The organism is Actinomadura sp. NPDC048955 (assembly GCF_040649435.1).
Taxonomy (GTDB): domain Bacteria; phylum Actinomycetota; class Actinomycetes; order Streptosporangiales; family Streptosporangiaceae; genus Spirillospora; species Spirillospora luteofluorescens.
The window spans coordinates 1-15,102 of sequence record NZ_JBEZJI010000075.1; the positions used below are offsets into that span (position 1 = coordinate 1).

Consider the following 15,102-nt stretch of genomic DNA (forward strand, 5'->3'; position numbering starts at 1 on the left):
AACTTCTGGTTCCCCGGGGGGGCGTCTATTGGGGCCACTTGTCATCTTTGGCGCTACCGCCCCCAGCTGACCGCGTGAAGCCGGGGGGCTTCACGCGATCCGAAGGGGGAGCTGAATTCGTGTTGGCCGGATCCTTTCCCAGACCGCTGCGGAGCGGGGTGTCGGTCACATCTGGAGCAGCGCACGTGCGCTGCGTCGTCCGAATCCTGCGGCCCCCTCACGCTGAATGAGTTCATAGTGCAGCGCGCCGCGCTGAAGAGGCGAGGATCCAAGGATCTGGTAAAGCAGGCCGTGCTCGTCATAGTCCACGAGAATCCCGAGGGCGAGAAGTTCGGGCACCCGGGCCCGAACGGAGCGGCAAGCGGACACTGACGCGGGAATGTGCTCGTAGTAGTCGATGGGGGCATGCAGGAGCGTGGCTCCGGTGTGCTTGAGCAGCCGGGCAGCCGTGACGATGTCGCCGGTCCGCAGGGCGACGTGGTGCACCCCGGCCGAGTTGTGCGTGGTCAGGAACTCGTTGATCTGCCCCACGTGGTCGGGGTGTCGTGCGTCAGGAGCAGTCAGCACGAAGACCAGGCCTGAGGACGACAGGGCGTTGCTGTGAGCTACGCCTGCGCCGGCGGTGATGCAGCTGGTGGTGATGCTCATCTCGAAGGCTTCTTTGTAGTGCGCGGTGGCCCGTTCGAGGGCGTCGGCGGGCAGGTACCAGGTCAGATGATCGATCGACTGCGGCCGGGCCAGCGCTGCACGCGGAGTGGCCGGACCCGGAAGGGTGAGTTGGTCGGCCTGCCACGGGAACCCCGGTGGCAGTCGCCGCAGGAGGTGCGTGGAAGAGTCGATGAGGGTGTGAGTCACCGATCCGGCTCCTGCGATCCGCGCGGTTATGACCCGCTCTGGTGCCAGGATCCGAACCGGTGCGAGCACCTTCAGCCCGGAACGGTGTGCTCGGGCCACCAGTGCGTGAACATCGGTGTGGTGCAGGGCGATGTCCGCGACCCCGTCGCCGTGGCGGGCGAGGAAGTCGACGACTGGGCCGTCTCCACTGGTTGGCGTGGTGACGATGACCTGGGCGCTGTTGCTGCGCAGCAGAGTTGATCGAGTCGCCCGTTTATGGGCGACCGCAACCTGGTCGAACATGAGGCGGCGCGTGAAGTAGTCGACAACGGTCTCGTCGTTGGCAACATTAAGCTCCACATATGCCAAGCCAGGCCCCCTGGACACGGTGCGATCCTCCCGAATGAGAACGCCCTCTCTTCGCGAGTGGCGTCGGACTTTAAACCACCTCTCACCCTAGAGATATAATTGTCACGCGACATGTCACCCAGGTTGTCCCCTCCCGGTCTTTCGAGACTTCATCTCGAACACGGAAACCGCTCGGGCGCGACTGTGATTTCGGGCGTTCCTTGCATGTGAGCGCTTCCGTACGTTTTGAAAGGGGCGGCTCGAGAGTTCGGTAAATGCGCGAGCGTCGGTGGCTGCAACCTTCCTTACGCAGCGCGGCTGCCGCGGCCGTCCGGTGATGCTGGGCCGCAGTGCGCAGATGATGTAACTCCGACCATCTGCCACACTTATAACTCCCCGCACGACTTGCCTCAGAAAAAGTTTCTTCTAGAGGACACGCCGCGTGACAAGTTATATGACATCGCCTAATTTATGGTGAGGAAGGCGAGTGTTGGTCGCGGCTGGCCCAGCCAACCCGATTCACCGCCCGACGATAAAGGAATCGCCCATGGGTGACACGAAGTCGAAGCGCGGGCTCGTCCGGCGTTGCCGACCCGCCGCAGTCACAGCGCTCTTTGGCGCGATGTTGGCCAGCACCGTCCTGACAGCGTGCACTGGCAGTGAGCGCGATACCGGTGGGCCCCGCCCGACGGCCCCGGCCAAGCCGCAGTACAAGGACTACTACGCGTGGGCCTGGCAGCCCGGCAAGTTCGGCATGCTGGACTTCCGGGTCTACCCCGGCCAGGGAAACCAGCTGACCGGGCACTACACCCAGGTCACCTGGGCCGACGACGGCACCAAGCTCCCGGAGCTGCCCCAGCCCTTCAACGGCTCGGTCCAGGTCCCGAACTCCACGTTCACCCTCAGCGGCCTGCGGCGCACCTCCGGGGGCGACATCACGGCCACCCTCTCCGAGGACGGCGCCCGCCTCACCCTCGACAACGAACTCACCGGCGTGCCGAAGACGGAGTGAACGGTCATCCAGTCTCCAGCGGAGTTCAAGGCCGAGGTGGCGAAGTACGACCACAAGTACGACTTCTGCCGCAAAGAGTTCGGCTACAGCGCCTGCGAATTCGTCGGCGACTGAACACCTCAACCTCGCTGCCTGGAGCCGGCGCCTGCGCTCACCCGGGATCGTGGTAGCCGACGCCGGGGCTCCTCGCACCTCAACTGGGAGGGTCTTGCAATGAACAGCGCGAACGTGAACCGCCAGCGAGTCGTGCTGGCTGTCTGGGGCGCCGCGGTGGCGGTGCTCGCCGTCGCGTTGTTGGTCGGCATCGCCCTGGCAGCGGGGGAGGGTAGCGGCGACGACCGTCGCGGCGCAGGGGAACAGGCGCCCGTTCCCGATCGCGAGGTCGTCGCCATGCTCACACATGATGAGCAGCACGCCCTGCTGCACGTCACGTTCCGTCCCGTGACCGGGCAGGTGACCGGGACCCTCACGCTGGTGCATTTCGACAGCGCCGGCAACCAGGTCCGATCCAAGATCGCCGTCGGCGGACGCGGCTCGGGTAGAACGATCCAGCTCGACGGCCTGGGCGATCACGGCCCGATTACCGGCACCCTCTCGACCCAGCGTCCCATCCTGAACTTCGACCAGACCTTCGGTGTGAACGGGTACGCCTGGACGGTCATTCCCACGGAGGACGTGTTCGAGACGAAGGTCGCCGAGTATGCCGAGCGGCTCGCTGCATGCCCCAACAAGCAGGGCGACCCCTGCGCAACGTGAGCTGACCGCTCCTGCCCGGCTCTGTCTCCGCCGGCACACCGGCACGACTCCCGTCTCGCCAGCGATCGGTCATCACCGGACGATGAACATGCGCCCTTTGTGCCTACGAGATCGAGGAACGTGTCCAGCTCGTTGATCTCTGGCGAGCCGGCGAAGCCCACCGTAGATGTGTGTGTACGGGGTCAGGCAAGGGGCGACGACGTGCCCGGCGGGACGTCACCGGGCCCGGCAAGTGAGCCAGGCCGCGGCCCCGCCACCCGGCGTAGATCAGTCGGATGACACCGGGCCAATGTCCAGGCCAGAGGCGGGGTCATGGTCGAAGCCGCCGGGCGGCTACCACGGCCCAGGCGGGTCCGGTCACGGGCGCTTCGAGGGGTGATCCGAGGAGCAGCCAGCTCGGCGCGGCTACCTCTTACTGGCGGCCCGTTCAAGCCACAGGACCAGCACGGCATGCTGCGCGCCATTTCATGGCGAACACTCGTCTGCTCTCTCCGCAGGGCCTCGTCATTGATTCGCGGAGATATCCCGCGGGCGCTGCAGAGTTCGGCGGCTCGCTTTTGATTGTGCATCAATCTCAATGGACCCGATCTTTCTGAATGAGGACATGTCTGCTGACACTGCGTGTGACATGCGGTGATTTATGGTTGGCCCCGCCATTCATTGAACATGGGGTGAAGCATGGAGACCGGCATCAGCGAGACTTCAGCCCGCCGGGCGCGGATCGCGGTGGAGGACGAGCGGGAGCTCCGCAGGGTCGGTGAGTACGCGCGGTCCTGCGGTATCGCCCGCGCCGTCGCCGATGCGCTCCCCCCGAACGCTCCCCGCGAGATGATCGAGGCCATCACCGGAAGCTGCGCGCTCGATCACGCCGCTGTACTGGTCTTCTGCACTGATCTGGACGCCGTGACCGGTCTCCTGCGGCAGCAGGGGCTCCATCCGCAGGAGCCGATCCCCAGCCGCGTGGTGCGCGACCGGCTCGCGGACCGCTACAGCATCCCCCCCGAGCAGGTGGCGGGTGGGCACCTAGACGTGCGGATCATCCACGCGCGCTCCGATCGCGATGACACGCTCGGCGGGGAGGCCGGCATCGAGGTGTTCTGCGTACCCGATGACGCGCTCGGCGCGGCCGCCGTCCGCCAGGAGCGCCTGGGCCAGCACGAGTACCACACCGCCGTGCGACTCACCCGGCCGAGCGGCCATCGGCTGGAAGATCTCCGCCGCGCCCTCGGCCGCCCAGGCGGACCGCAGCCGGACGGGGGAGGCTACAACCCCGCCCACGGACCCGATGGCGTCACCGTGCTGTACTTCCGCGCGCCGGGCCGCACCCCGATGGGCTGGCCCCGCCGGCTGGAGATCATCACCGCAGGGCAGCACGCCGAAACACTTCGGCGTCACCTGCTCGGCTCGGTCGCAGCGCGGCGCGGCGCCGGCAGCAGCGGCGCGGAGGACAGCCCGGACCTGGGCATCGCCGAGCCGCCTGCCGCAGCAAATCCCGAGCGCCACGGCCAGTCCTCCGACTCCGCCGAAGGTCCCGGGGCCGTCGGCACCGCGGGGCCCAGCACTCCAGACGGCGCCGGAGACGACGCAGAAGGGAGGCGGCTCCTGCAGTTGCTCACCGGCGCGTGGGTGACCCAGGCGTTGCGCGCCATGGTCGTGCTGGACCTCCCCGACCACTTGCGCATCGTGCCCCTCACCAGTGACCAACTGGCCGAGCGGACCGGCGCCGCGCCCGATGAGCTGCACAGGCTGCTGCGCGTGCTGAGTCACCCGCGGGTCAGCGTGATCGCGCCGAGGGGGCGGACCTGGCGGCTGACCGACCTCGGCCGCCGCCTGTCGCGCACTGCCCCGGGATCCATGCGCCACATCGCCATGCTCTACGGAGGCCCGTTTTACGCAAGTTTCGGGGCACTGGCCGAGTCCATCCAGAGCGGAGAGAACGCCTTCGAGGCCGCGTACGGACAGGCGCCGTGGGACTACCTGCGGACCCACCCGCGCGACCGCGACATCTTCAACCGCGCCATGGCCGAGGGCGCGGGCTGCGTCCGCGACGTGGCCCGCGCCGTCGACCTGTCCGCCGCCCGCACCATCGCCGACATCGGCGGCGGCAACGGCGAACTGCTCGCCCACCTCCTGGACGCCTATCCACACGCCCGGGGGATGCTGCTGGAGCAGCCGGCGGTCATCGCGGCCGCACGCGTCAACCTGGGCGGCCGCGGGCACCTGGACCGGGTCCAAATGTTCCCCGGCGACTTCACCGCCAGCGGCGACCTGCCCGCCAGCGCTGATGTGTACATCCTCAGCCGAGTCTTGCACGACTGGGACGACCGAACCTGCGCCGCCATCCTGCGCGCCGTCCGCCAGGCCGCCGCCGACGACAGCTCTCTGCTGATCATCGAGCGCCCGCTCGCCGAAGACCCCACCGACCCCTCGCTCGCCGCGTGGTGGGACCTGCACATGCTGGTCAACAACCTCGGTGGGAGGGAACGTACCCGCGGCCAGTACCGGCACCTGCTGGAAGAGGCCGGGTTCCTCGTCGCTGGCGAACGGCCGCTGCCGCTGGACATGTCGGCCATCATCGCCTGCCCCGCCGTCCCCGCCGCAGGCAGCGAATCGGGTCTTCCGGCGGGGCTCAGCAAGTACGCCCGCTGACACCAGACCGCGCACCCACCGGCGCGGCTTCCCCGCACCTACCGGTCTTCGCACCCCTGCTGGACCGCCTCTCGGAAGGATCACGTGTGAAAGCTCGTTCGGCGGCCGCGGCCGCCGTCCTGATGGTCGCGCTCACCCTCGTCGGCGCCTGCGGGGCCGACGAGCCGGGCAAGGCACCCCCATCCGGCAGCCCGTCTCCGTCACCACGCACCACCTCACCCGGGACCACCGCGCCCCGAGCCAGCTCGCCGCGCCCGCGTTTGCCCGATTGGGACCGTGACCAGGCCGAGATCCCTCCCGAGGACGACTAGTGCACTAGCACGACAGGCAGCGTCACCGGAGACTCGAGCGGCGTGAACAACAGGGGCGGCGGGATAGGCATGAGCTGGCGCGGGCACCGACCCGGCCGCCCAGGTTCGTGCGGCATCGCGTACCGCTGTGATCGGTCAGTCAGGGTGCTGATAATCGTGCTCAGCGACATGCTCAGCCGATCGTCGCAGACGCCGAAGGCCACCGCTGTCGGGCGCCACTCGGCCGTTGGGGATGGACACCAGCGGGGGGCGTCTCCGGCGTCGAGGGCAGTGGAGATCGTTCGAGAGGAGCCCCGCCCCCTGATGGCGTGCGCGCTCACCTTGAGGTGATTCTGTCTCCCGCGTTCGCGGCCGCCGGGGCTTTGATGGCCGGGGACGGGCCGTCGCCCAGTAGCTGCTGCAGCGCGAGGTGGGCACTGGCGGTGTGGATGACGATCGGGATGAGGGGGGCGTACTAGCCGGCGGGTGTCGTGGGCATGACGACGCTGCCCACGTCGCGGTGTGCGATTTCCGGGGCCGCGGTGAGAACACCCATGAGCTTGAAGGGCCTCAGCCGTCAGCGGTGGCACACCGCCTGGTCGACGATCGGGGCGGTTCGCCTACTGCGCCCGCTGGAGCCGAAGTTCCACGCTCCGGCGGGCTACTGCCGTGTGCGCGAGGAGTCTCACAAGTCGGCCAAGGGCTACAGGTCCATGGGATCGCGTCGTGTTGGTTGTTCAGTTGCCGGTCGACGTGCCGGCGCATGGCCCGCGCTCTTGTGCACTTCGAACAGGGCGCGGGCGATTCGGGTGCTGAACCCTACGGCCCCTTCGCGCTGGATGAGTGCGTAGAAGAGCGCTCCGCGCTGGTGGGGGGAGTGGGTGAAGACCTGGGCCAGCAGCCCGTCGCCGCCCTCGTTGTCGTGGTCGACCAGGATGCCGGCGGCGAGGAGGTCCTGCATCCGGGCGCGCATCTGCGGCAGGCGCTTAACCCGCTCGGGGAGGCGGGTGTAGTCGGCGGGGGGTGCGGGGAGGAAGTCCACGCCGCCGCGGGAGTCCTCGCGGAGCGCGGTGAGGATGTCGTTGGTGCGCAGCGCGATGTGCTGCACGCCGGCGGCGCCGTGTGCGGCGACGAACTCGTCGATGTGGCCGCCGGGGCCGGGCTGGGCGGTGCCGTCGCGTTCGGCCATCACCCAGGTGACCTCCCGCGTCCCGCCGCTGGTCAGCACGTAGGTGTTGGCCACGCTGGTTCCCGTCACGATCTGGTCACTGCTGGCGATCTTCAGGCCGAACGCGTCTCGGTATCGGGCCACCGCGGTCTCCAGTTCGCCTTGCGGCAGGCACCACGCCAGGTGGTCGATGGCCTGCGGCCGGGCCAGCTCGACGTGGTGGGAAGCGGGCAGGGGGATGGCGGTCTGACCGTCGGTGTGCTCGTAGGTCCAGCGGGCCCGCGGCGGCAGGCGCCGGGGGAGGTCGGAGGCCGCGCGGATGAGCGTGTGCCGGACCGATCCCACCCCCGAGACCCGGGCGATCCAGCTGCCGTCGGGGGCCTGGTGGATGGGCTCCAGCTGCTCCAGCCCGGCCGCCTCGGCGCGGGTCACTGCGTCGTCGAGGTCGGCGACCGTGAGGGCGATGTCGGCGACGCCGTCGCCGTGCCGGGCGAGGTAGTCGGCGACCTCGCCGTGGGCGGCGGTGGGGGTGGTGATGACGATCTGGGCGGCGTTGCTGCGCAGGAGCGTCGATCGCCGGTTGGGACCGTCGGCGACCGCGATCTGGTCGAATTGCAAGCCGCGAGTGTAGTAGCCCACCACGGTCCAAGAGTCGGCGACGTTCAGCTCGACATATGCGAGATTGATTCCGGACACGGGACAACCTTTCGCGGTTTCATCGGGCGAGTGAATGCGACGGGACATGCGATTCATGCTGCCGACGGTGAGACCGCCGTGGTGCCGCAGGTGTGGCGAACTAGGGGAGCGTGCTCAGCTTCGTCGCCTGATGTGCAGTTCGGTCATCTCGAAGTCGGCAAGTGTCGGCGTCACCCAGGACATCGATTGTGTGAGGTGTTTGAACGCGGCAGTGCGGGCGGTTTCAAAGAGTTTGATTCCGCCGGGGTAACAGAGCGCTGCAGGGCCTATTTGCTCCATGACCGCGATCGCGGCGATCTCCTCCAGCAGATACCGGCGTACAAACATCTGCTCGTCGGGTCCGGGTGGGTTGTGTTGGCGGGCCAGCCATGCGTCAGTCGCCCTGCGCAGGGCCTTCGCGAAGTCGCCGCCCGCTTCTGCGAGGTGTTGTATCTGGGCGTGCAGGGCCGGGAAGCTCGAATGCTGCAGCAGCGCGTCCCAGCGCACGATGCGATAGGGGATGACCAGGCCCGCCAGCAAATGCCGGTTGCGGGCCAGCCAGGAATCCCCGGCCTCGCGCGCCCGGCCCCGGGCGTCTGCGCCGCGGTGATTGTGCCGATGCAGCGTGTCGGCCACCACGACCGTGCAGCGCTGGAAGGGCTGGCCTGCGTGGCGATTGACCCAGTCGATCGTCGCGTCCAGTTTGTCGGCCTCATGGTAGGCCTGGCCCACCGAGATCGGCAGACGACAATGGGCTTGCGTCCGCCAGTAGGTGCCACGAGCTCGGGCCTGATAAACGCGGGCGAGCTGGACATCGCTCACCGCCGAACAGTTATCACGCATAATCTGCGCGCCTCCGTCGCGAGGTCAGTCGAGCAGGGGCGCCAGTGATCCGGACGAGGGCGCCGGGCGCGCGGACCGCAACGCGGCGGCCGCAGCGAGACCTGGGCGGCGGTCGGCGACCGACGTCCAGGGCCCCCACACGGTCCGGGTCCCGGTGATGCCCCGCCGACGAGTTGCCGAGCGGGCCACCAGCTCGGCGTCCGGCCAGTGGGTCGCCACGGCCTCACCGTCGGCTCGGGCCAGTTCGATGACATGCGGCAGATCGGGGTGGCGGACACCGTACCGGGTGAGGGGCATGGCTTCTCCGAGGGAGGGGCGGGAAGAGGGGGCGGACGGGCTGCTCATTCGGCGTCCTTAAAGCTGTGGCACCTCAGCGGCGCGAACCCGTTGAACTGGCTGGTGTAGGGGGCGGTGTAGGCGCCGGCGCACAAGAAGTCGACATAATCGCCTTCGCTCAGTTGCATGGGCAGGTGGCGGCGGGTGCGCTCGTACAGGACGTCCACGCTGTCGCACGTAGGGCCGGCCAGGACTGCGGGACCGATGTGCTCGGTGTCGTCGTAGGCGGTGGCGAGCGGATACACGATCGCCTCCCCCTCGGTCTCGGCCAGGCCGCTGAACCGGCCGACGTCGAGATAGATCCAGCGGCGGCCGTCGGCGGTGCCCTTGGTGGACACCAGCACCACCCGGGACCGCAGCACGCCCGCGTCGGCGACGAGGTACCGGCCGGGCTCGGCCATGATCTGGTGCTGGTTCCGGCCACCGAACGCTTCGGCCAAGGCGGTGTTGATCACCTTGCCGTACTGGTGGATGCCGGGGACGTGGCGGCTGTAGTCCGCGGGGAACCCGCCGCCCAGGTTGATCAGCGACGGGGAGAGACCGCGGGCGCTGAGTTCCTCGAACACCGCGGCGGCGCGGCTGATGGGGTTCTCCCAGCGGGAGGGATCCTGCTGCTGCGAACCCACGTGCCACGACACTCCCAGCGGGCGCAGGCCGAGATCGGCGGCCAGGGTGAGCAACTCGATCGCCATCGCGTCGGTGCAGCCGAACTTGTTACTCAGCGGCCACAGGGCGGAATCGTCGCCGTCGACGAGCAGGCGGCAGTAGACGCCGGCGCCGGGAGCGGCGGCGGCGATCTTGCGGAGCTCGGCCTCGGCATCGAACGCGTACAGATCGATTCCGCGCTCGTGGGCGTAGGTGATGTCGCCGGTGCGTTTGACGGTGTTGCCGTAGGAGACCGTCTCTGGGGGAGCGCCCTGGTCCAGGCACAAGGCGATCTCCGCGGGACTCGCGGCGTCGAAGTGCGCGCCGAGCGCGACCAGCGTCGCGATGATCGCAGGATGGGGGTTGGCCTTCACCGCGTAGTGGATCTGCGCTGCCTGCGGCAGGACGGCACGCAGAGCGTGGTAACGGGCTGCGACGACGTCCAGGTCGATCGTCAGGCACGGCGTCGCCGGGTTGCGGTCGCGCAGGAACCGCGCGTGACGCAGGCTGAGCTCGTTCACGACGCCGTCCGCGGGGAGGCTTCGGCAGGGAAGGGCGGGGCGAGAGTGTGGCCGGTGTCCCGCTCGATGGTCTGCGCCAGCGCCATCACGGCCTCCAGCGGCTGGAGCAGCACCGTCAGCCCCGACACGAGCCCGGATTCACCGAACCGGATCAAATCCACCCCCTGCACCATGGCGCCCCCCACCCACGAGGTGAAGACCAGCGCCTGAACGGCGGCGTCGGCCTGAAGCTCGTCGGTGTAGCGGAAATCCTCCAGGCCGTCCATCAGGATCTGCAGCACAGGCGTGACTTGGGCCAGCCCGTGATACGGGCGGCGCGTGACGGTGCTGTCGAACCTGACGTCACGCTGCAGGGTGTGGGTGATCGCTGGCAGGTCGGCTGATTCCACCGCGGCTCGGAAATCGGCTCTGCCGAGGGGCGATTCGCTCATGACGTTGTCCGTTCGTCGATGATGTGGGGACGTGGCCGGGAAGTACGTCGTAGATGGCGCGGGCGAGCGCCTGGCCGACTCATGACGTGGTCTGTGCCCTTGAGTTGGTTTTCGGTGACGTGCCGAAACGGCGGATCGGGTGGGGTGGCTTCGATGTCCGCGGGCAGTAAGGACCACAGGCAGTCCCAGCGGAGGGCGGAGCGTGGGGCGGCGGCGCGCCATCGAACAGGGTTCACCATCACCGCGCGGCGGACCTTGATGCCGGGGTTCAGCGCACCACCGGTGGTGGCGGGGTCCTTGACCTGCACCGCCGCTCGGAAGGCGCGGGGAGGTGTCATCAAGGCACCTGCTCGTCGTCGGGAGGGTGATCGGCTGCGCTGAGGTGGGCGCTGATGAGGTCCGCGAGGATCTCGGCGATGACCGTGTGACCTCTGGGTTCAGCTGGAGGCCGTCGGAGCACCAAAGGTCGGGGTCGTCGACGTTCTGGCCCGTGTCCTGGTGGGGGTTATCGCCTGGCACCCGCTGGCCTGGTGCTGCAGTACCAGGTTCACCGCGTCGACGCGCTTGGGGATCTCGCTCCTTGGCAGGTGCGGCGTCTGCGGGCTCTGGAGTAACGGCGGTAGGGGGACGGGAACGGCCACCGTCACCGCTACTGCGTTCTGCGCCCACTGGAACACCGATGCCAGATCGCACGCGATATCCTCCAGCCGAAACCCCGTTAGGGCGGCGTCGATCCCGCACCCGACTGCCACGATGCTGGGCTTTAGGTCCCTGATGCGGGGGAGTTGATGGAGGACGACGTCCCGCGGTGTCGCGCCCCGCGCGCTGATGTTGTGCAGGTCAGCGCGCCGGATGTCCAAGAAGGCGGCCAGGCGCCCGGCCCATCCGAACCAACCGCCGTCAGGAGCAGGGTCTCCTTCTCCGTGGGCGAAGCTGTCGCCGAGCACCACCAAGGCGCTGCTGGCGGCTGTGGCCGCCGCGCTGTGGACCGCGGCGATCACCCGGCGAGGTCCGGTAGGTAGTCGGTCGGCTCGCTGACGGTCTCTCGCAGCCGCGCTGTCGCCACGTTGGGGACCACCCGCAGTCGGGCGTCGACCGGCGGCCACGTCGCCGCCGTCGTGCTGGATCTGAGAGCGCACACCGAGCCGGCTCGTTCCTGGTCCGGCGAGGTCGAGGCGTCGATGGCATGGTCGGGCGTGCCGAGGTCGAACGCGGTCCTGCCGGTGAGCCCTGTCTGCTGTCTGTCGCCGACGGTCAGTGTCGGTGCGGCCATTGCTGTCTCCATATTTCCGGCCTGTCGTGGCCCAGTGGCGGCGGGTGGAGGAAAAGGTCGGTGAGTCGAGAACCTCTACAGCCACCTGCCCACGTGGACCACGCGGGGATTGCCGGGGACACTATAAAAGAGAGGCTTGTCCCAGGGCATGTCAGCCGAACAGTCTTCGCGAGAAAATTCGATCGCATAGGCGGCGCTCATCTTCGGAGCTACACATGTCGCCTTCTTCGCCTTGGCCGGATCCCATAGATGACACAGCCGATGACATGCGTTCCTTTAACATCTTCGATGTTCGCTCAGTTCAATCTGAAAAACGATGGGATGCAGGAGTGGAATTCTCACAATCGGGCACAGGGCAGGTGGCAGCGGCTGAGGTGATGTGCACCGGAGCCTGCCAGACGCGGGATTCTTTCAGCGCCTAGGGCGCCTGCCGCCAACGCGCCCGGTCGGTGGCGAGCAGCTGCGGGCCGGTGACGCCTCGGCGATCAGTCATGCCGGGAAACTAGTCGGGGAAGTTCGCGGCGCCGCGAACTGCGGTGTGCGGCGAAGGCCCTGCAGCCTGGAGCCGACTTGAAGTCCACGAATGAGTCGCGGCCGCAACCCTCACGAAAGACCGAGAGCCAGGTCCACCCCAGGGGGATATTCATGAGTTCGCCAGACAGCGCTATCGGCTTCATCGAGTTCACCGTCTCGGGGATCGGACGGTACGTGCTCCGACGTATCCAGCGGCGGGCCGAGGCCCGAAGGTTTTGCATCGGTGATGAGCGGTGCCGGCGACGCCTGCTGCTCGGACTCGCGCTTGCGCTCGAGGAACGCGGAGTTGAACTGGTCGGCGGCAGGCTTGATCTCGGGTCGGGGGACGGGAAACGGCCCGGGAAGCTGGTCGCGGGCGGAGAAGTCATCGGGGTCGCGGGCGCGGAGGGCGTGTTCGTTTTCGTATCAAGCAGCGGCAGGAACCTGGGCCGTGCTGATGCGCGGGGCATCGCGGCCGTGGCGGATGCCCTGACAGGACGATCGGGTGCTTCGCGCGCAGGGCGAGCGGGGGCTGGTCGGCGGGTCGCCCGGGCGGTGCGGTGCGGGGGACGGTGACCAGGGCCCGGCGAAACGGACATGGCGTGATGGGCACGATGTGATGGGCACGGGCGCGGCGGTGGGGCGCGGCGCGTGGGGGCAGATGGGCTCCGAAAGGCTGAGGCGCCTTACGGGTGCGGCGCTGTCAGGCCGTGGCGATGGTAGCGATCCGCCACGGGGCTGCGGAGGTCGGACGGGTGAGGGTGGTGAAGGTGATCGCTCGGATGGGAATGCCCTTCCATCCGTCCCGCCCGGTCGGGGTGACCGTGACGTGGAACTGGCGATGGGCCAGCACAGGGCTGTCGGGACCGGCGCCGAGTTCTGGGGCCTGGCGGGTGAGGCGCACCTGGGCGTAGGCCCGGTGATCACGCCAAAGCGTGGGGATCCCTGCGACGGGTTCAGTCTGCAGGCGCGCGAGGCAGGGCTGGGTGAGGTAGGGCCGGGCCCGAAGGTAGGCGTCGCGCTGCCCGGTGTCGCGCATGGCGTCCACGGCCCAGATGGTGCGAACGACGATGACGGAGACCGCGGTGGCGTCCATCTCGTCCATTTCCTGCGCGGGAGGCATGGTGGGCGCGGTGGGGGCCTGGCCCGGAGAGGCCGCGGGAGACGGCTCCCCGGACGGGGGGCTTCCTGGCGGTGCGGAGCCCGTCGTGGGTGAGGCCGTCCAAGCGCACGCCGACAGGGTGAGGACTGTGATGGCGGTCATGGCCTTACCGAGAAGGCGTGCTGGGTTCATCCTGGGCCGTCCGCTGAGGTTGGTCGTAGCGAGCGGGCACGCGCCGGGCCCCGGCGTAGTCCGAGCGGCTGCTCATGGGGCTGATCTTGACGTAGTCGCCGGTCTGGGGCGCGTGCACGAACTTGCCGTCGCCGATGTAGATGGCCATGTGGTGCAGGTCGGACCCGAAGTAGATCAGGTCGCCGGGCCTCAGGTCCTTCTTGTCGGCGACGGGCGCGAGTTTGGGGAGGTTCCACTGCGCGGTGGTGTTGTGCGGGATTTCCAGGCGGCCGCCGGTGGCCTGGTAGACCGCGTACAGGGCCAGGCCGGAGCAGTCGAATCCCGATTTGCCGTCGCCGCGGGAGTTGGTGCCGACGGTGGGGCCGCTGCGGTCGCCGCCGGCCCATTGGTAGGGCAGGCCGATCTGTCTGGTGGCGTAGGTGACGATGCGGCGCCCGAGGGGACCGGAGGCCTGGCCGCCGGGGGCGCACTGGCCGGTGGTGTTGCCGTCGCCGAAGGTGAAGGCGCCGGAGGCGTAGCGCTTGGCCCAGCTCAGGACCAGCTCGACGTAGTCCCAGGAGTGGTTGTACTGGTAGATCGCCGAGCGCAGCCGGTCGCCGCCCTGGTCGGCGTGGTTGTGCTTGAGGTAGTTGGCCGCCCCCGGGATGGCGTCGGCGGGGTTGTAGCGGTCCTTGACGCCGTCGCCGTCACCGTCGACGCCGAAGGAGTCCCAGGTGGCTTGGAGGAACTGCATGGGGCCGCCTGCGCCCGCGAAGTTCTGGCCCGAGTGCACCCCCGGCAGGGTGGAGTGTCCGTGGTCGGTCTCCACCTTGCCGATCCCCGCCAGCACCGGCCAGGCGATGCCGTAGCGCGGGCCGGTGCTCTGGTACAACCGCAGGTAGTTGGTGGGGATGGCGGCGGCCGCTCTGGAGGCGCCCGGGCTGCTCGGTGCGCTCTTGGTTCCCGTGGCTGCGGGGGCGCATCCGGCTTCGGCCGGTCCGCCGAGCACGGCCACCAGCAACTGCGCTGCCGTCACGACCGCCAGGCAGCCCGCCCCCGCCAGCATCAGAGCGCGCGCGGCGCTCATCCGGTGCTCATTCGGCGCTCATCCGGTGTGTGTGGGCGACAGGTCCGGGCGGAGCGGATGCCGCTGGGGCCCGGCTGCCGACGGCGGCTCGACCGGGCTCGGGCTCGCCGTCCACATCGCGGTGCGGGCGGCGGCCGGCTCCGGTGCTCGATCCGGTACCGCCCTGGACGCCTGATCCGGCGAGGGTGCCGTCGTCGCCTCACGGCGCCGCGGCCGGGAGCGTGCGGTCGTGGCGCAGCTCCGAGCATGCGGATGCACGTGCATCCAGCGCCGGTGTGCGGGTTCCGCAAGGTCGGCATGGACGATTCGCCCCCGGCCCGGGCCCCCGGGACAGGGGTGGCCGCCGCCTCGCCCGACCAGTCGCGCTGCGTCGCTCATTCACCCTCCAGAGCCTGTTTCTAACATTTTAGAATGCGCTAAAGCTTGTTTTAGCCATCTTGCGCATCTG

15 protein-coding genes are annotated in these 15,102 nt (G+C 68.8%); 5 read left to right on the top strand and 10 right to left on the bottom strand.

Annotated features, from left to right (window positions below):
* Positions 1–165 precede the first annotated feature (165 nt).
* Entirely contained in the window at positions 166–1,203 is a 1,038-nt protein-coding gene (locus tag AB0C84_RS40305) for a VOC family protein (protein ID WP_361076650.1), read from the bottom strand.
* A 601-nt stretch (positions 1,204–1,804) separates the two neighbouring features.
* On the opposite strand from AB0C84_RS40305, the gene AB0C84_RS40310 reads away from it, so the two are divergent.
* From AB0C84_RS40310 to AB0C84_RS40325, 4 genes are all read left to right on the top strand, one after another.
* The gene (locus AB0C84_RS40310; RefSeq protein ID WP_361076653.1) at positions 1,805–2,194 is read left to right on the top strand and encodes a hypothetical protein; all 390 of its coding nucleotides are present in this window, start codon (positions 1,805–1,807) and stop codon (positions 2,192–2,194) included.
* Positions 2,195–2,407: 213 nt separating this feature from the next.
* Entirely contained in the window at positions 2,408–2,950 is a 543-nt protein-coding gene (locus tag AB0C84_RS40315; protein WP_361076656.1) for a hypothetical protein, read from the top strand.
* A gap of 678 nt (positions 2,951–3,628) precedes the next feature.
* Positions 3,629–5,599, top strand: coding sequence for a methyltransferase (locus AB0C84_RS40320; RefSeq protein WP_361076658.1), 1,971 nt, complete (start codon positions 3,629–3,631; stop codon positions 5,597–5,599).
* A gap of 86 nt (positions 5,600–5,685) precedes the next feature.
* Positions 5,686–5,910: a hypothetical protein gene (locus AB0C84_RS40325; protein ID WP_361076661.1), complete on the top strand. Its 225-nt coding sequence runs from the start codon at positions 5,686–5,688 to the stop codon at positions 5,908–5,910.
* Positions 5,911–6,592: 682 nt separating this feature from the next.
* Here the strand turns inward: AB0C84_RS40325 and AB0C84_RS40330 are convergent.
* From AB0C84_RS40330 to AB0C84_RS40370, 9 genes are all read right to left on the bottom strand, one after another.
* The gene (locus tag AB0C84_RS40330; protein WP_361076663.1) at positions 6,593–7,753 is read right to left on the bottom strand and encodes a VOC family protein; all 1,161 of its coding nucleotides are present in this window, start codon (positions 7,751–7,753) and stop codon (positions 6,593–6,595) included.
* A gap of 114 nt (positions 7,754–7,867) precedes the next feature.
* A complete protein-coding gene (locus tag AB0C84_RS40335; protein ID WP_361076666.1) occupies positions 7,868–8,554 on the bottom strand; it encodes a tRNA-dependent cyclodipeptide synthase in 687 nt (228 codons plus the stop codon).
* A gap of 45 nt (positions 8,555–8,599) precedes the next feature.
* On the bottom strand, positions 8,600–8,920 hold the full coding sequence (locus tag AB0C84_RS40340; RefSeq protein WP_361076669.1) for a hypothetical protein: 321 nt from the start codon (positions 8,918–8,920) through the stop codon (positions 8,600–8,602).
* The gene (locus AB0C84_RS40345) at positions 8,917–10,077 is read right to left on the bottom strand and encodes a type III PLP-dependent enzyme (protein WP_361076672.1); all 1,161 of its coding nucleotides are present in this window, start codon (positions 10,075–10,077) and stop codon (positions 8,917–8,919) included. The genes AB0C84_RS40340 and AB0C84_RS40345 overlap by 4 nt, the downstream gene beginning before the upstream one ends.
* Positions 10,074–10,508: a nuclear transport factor 2 family protein gene (locus AB0C84_RS40350; RefSeq protein WP_361076675.1), complete on the bottom strand. Its 435-nt coding sequence runs from the start codon at positions 10,506–10,508 to the stop codon at positions 10,074–10,076. Before AB0C84_RS40350 ends, AB0C84_RS40345 begins: the two co-directional genes overlap by 4 nt.
* A 437-nt stretch (positions 10,509–10,945) precedes the next feature.
* The gene (locus AB0C84_RS40355) at positions 10,946–11,614 is read right to left on the bottom strand and encodes a GDSL-type esterase/lipase family protein (RefSeq protein ID WP_361076752.1); all 669 of its coding nucleotides are present in this window, start codon (positions 11,612–11,614) and stop codon (positions 10,946–10,948) included.
* Complete coding sequence (locus AB0C84_RS40360; RefSeq protein WP_361076754.1) at positions 11,506–11,781, bottom strand: hypothetical protein; 276 nt, start codon at positions 11,779–11,781, stop codon at positions 11,506–11,508. Before AB0C84_RS40360 ends, AB0C84_RS40355 begins: the two co-directional genes overlap by 109 nt.
* 1,216 nt (positions 11,782–12,997) lie before the next feature.
* A complete protein-coding gene (locus AB0C84_RS40365; RefSeq protein WP_361076678.1) occupies positions 12,998–13,399 on the bottom strand; it encodes a hypothetical protein in 402 nt (133 codons plus the stop codon).
* A 163-nt stretch (positions 13,400–13,562) separates the two neighbouring features.
* Positions 13,563–14,654 (bottom strand): NlpC/P60 family protein, encoded by a 1,092-nt coding sequence (locus tag AB0C84_RS40370; protein ID WP_361076681.1) that lies wholly within the window; start codon positions 14,652–14,654, stop codon positions 13,563–13,565.
* Between the two features lie 31 nt (positions 14,655–14,685).
* Here AB0C84_RS40370 and AB0C84_RS40375 point away from each other — a divergent pair, with 31 nt between their 5' ends.
* Entirely contained in the window at positions 14,686–14,829 is a 144-nt protein-coding gene (locus tag AB0C84_RS40375; RefSeq protein WP_361076684.1) for a hypothetical protein, read from the top strand.
* Positions 14,830–15,102 lie beyond the last annotated feature (273 nt).

Coding starts and splice junctions, on each gene's coding strand:
- AB0C84_RS40350 (WP_361076675.1), bottom strand. CDS start 10,508: ATGAGCGAATCGCCCCTCGGCAGAGCCGATTTCCGAGCCGCGGTGGAA.
- AB0C84_RS40310 (WP_361076653.1), top strand. CDS start 1,805: ATGTTGGCCAGCACCGTCCTGACAGCGTGCACTGGCAGTGAGCGCGAT.
- AB0C84_RS40370 (WP_361076681.1), bottom strand. CDS start 14,654: ATGAGCGCCGCGCGCGCTCTGATGCTGGCGGGGGCGGGCTGCCTGGCG.
- AB0C84_RS40360 (WP_361076754.1), bottom strand. CDS start 11,781: ATGGCCGCACCGACACTGACCGTCGGCGACAGACAGCAGACAGGGCTC.
- AB0C84_RS40315 (WP_361076656.1), top strand. CDS start 2,408: ATGAACAGCGCGAACGTGAACCGCCAGCGAGTCGTGCTGGCTGTCTGG.
- AB0C84_RS40340 (WP_361076669.1), bottom strand. CDS start 8,920: ATGAGCAGCCCGTCCGCCCCCTCTTCCCGCCCCTCCCTCGGAGAAGCC.
- AB0C84_RS40320 (WP_361076658.1), top strand. CDS start 3,629: ATGGAGACCGGCATCAGCGAGACTTCAGCCCGCCGGGCGCGGATCGCG.
- AB0C84_RS40365 (WP_361076678.1), bottom strand. CDS start 13,399: ATGGACGAGATGGACGCCACCGCGGTCTCCGTCATCGTCGTTCGCACC.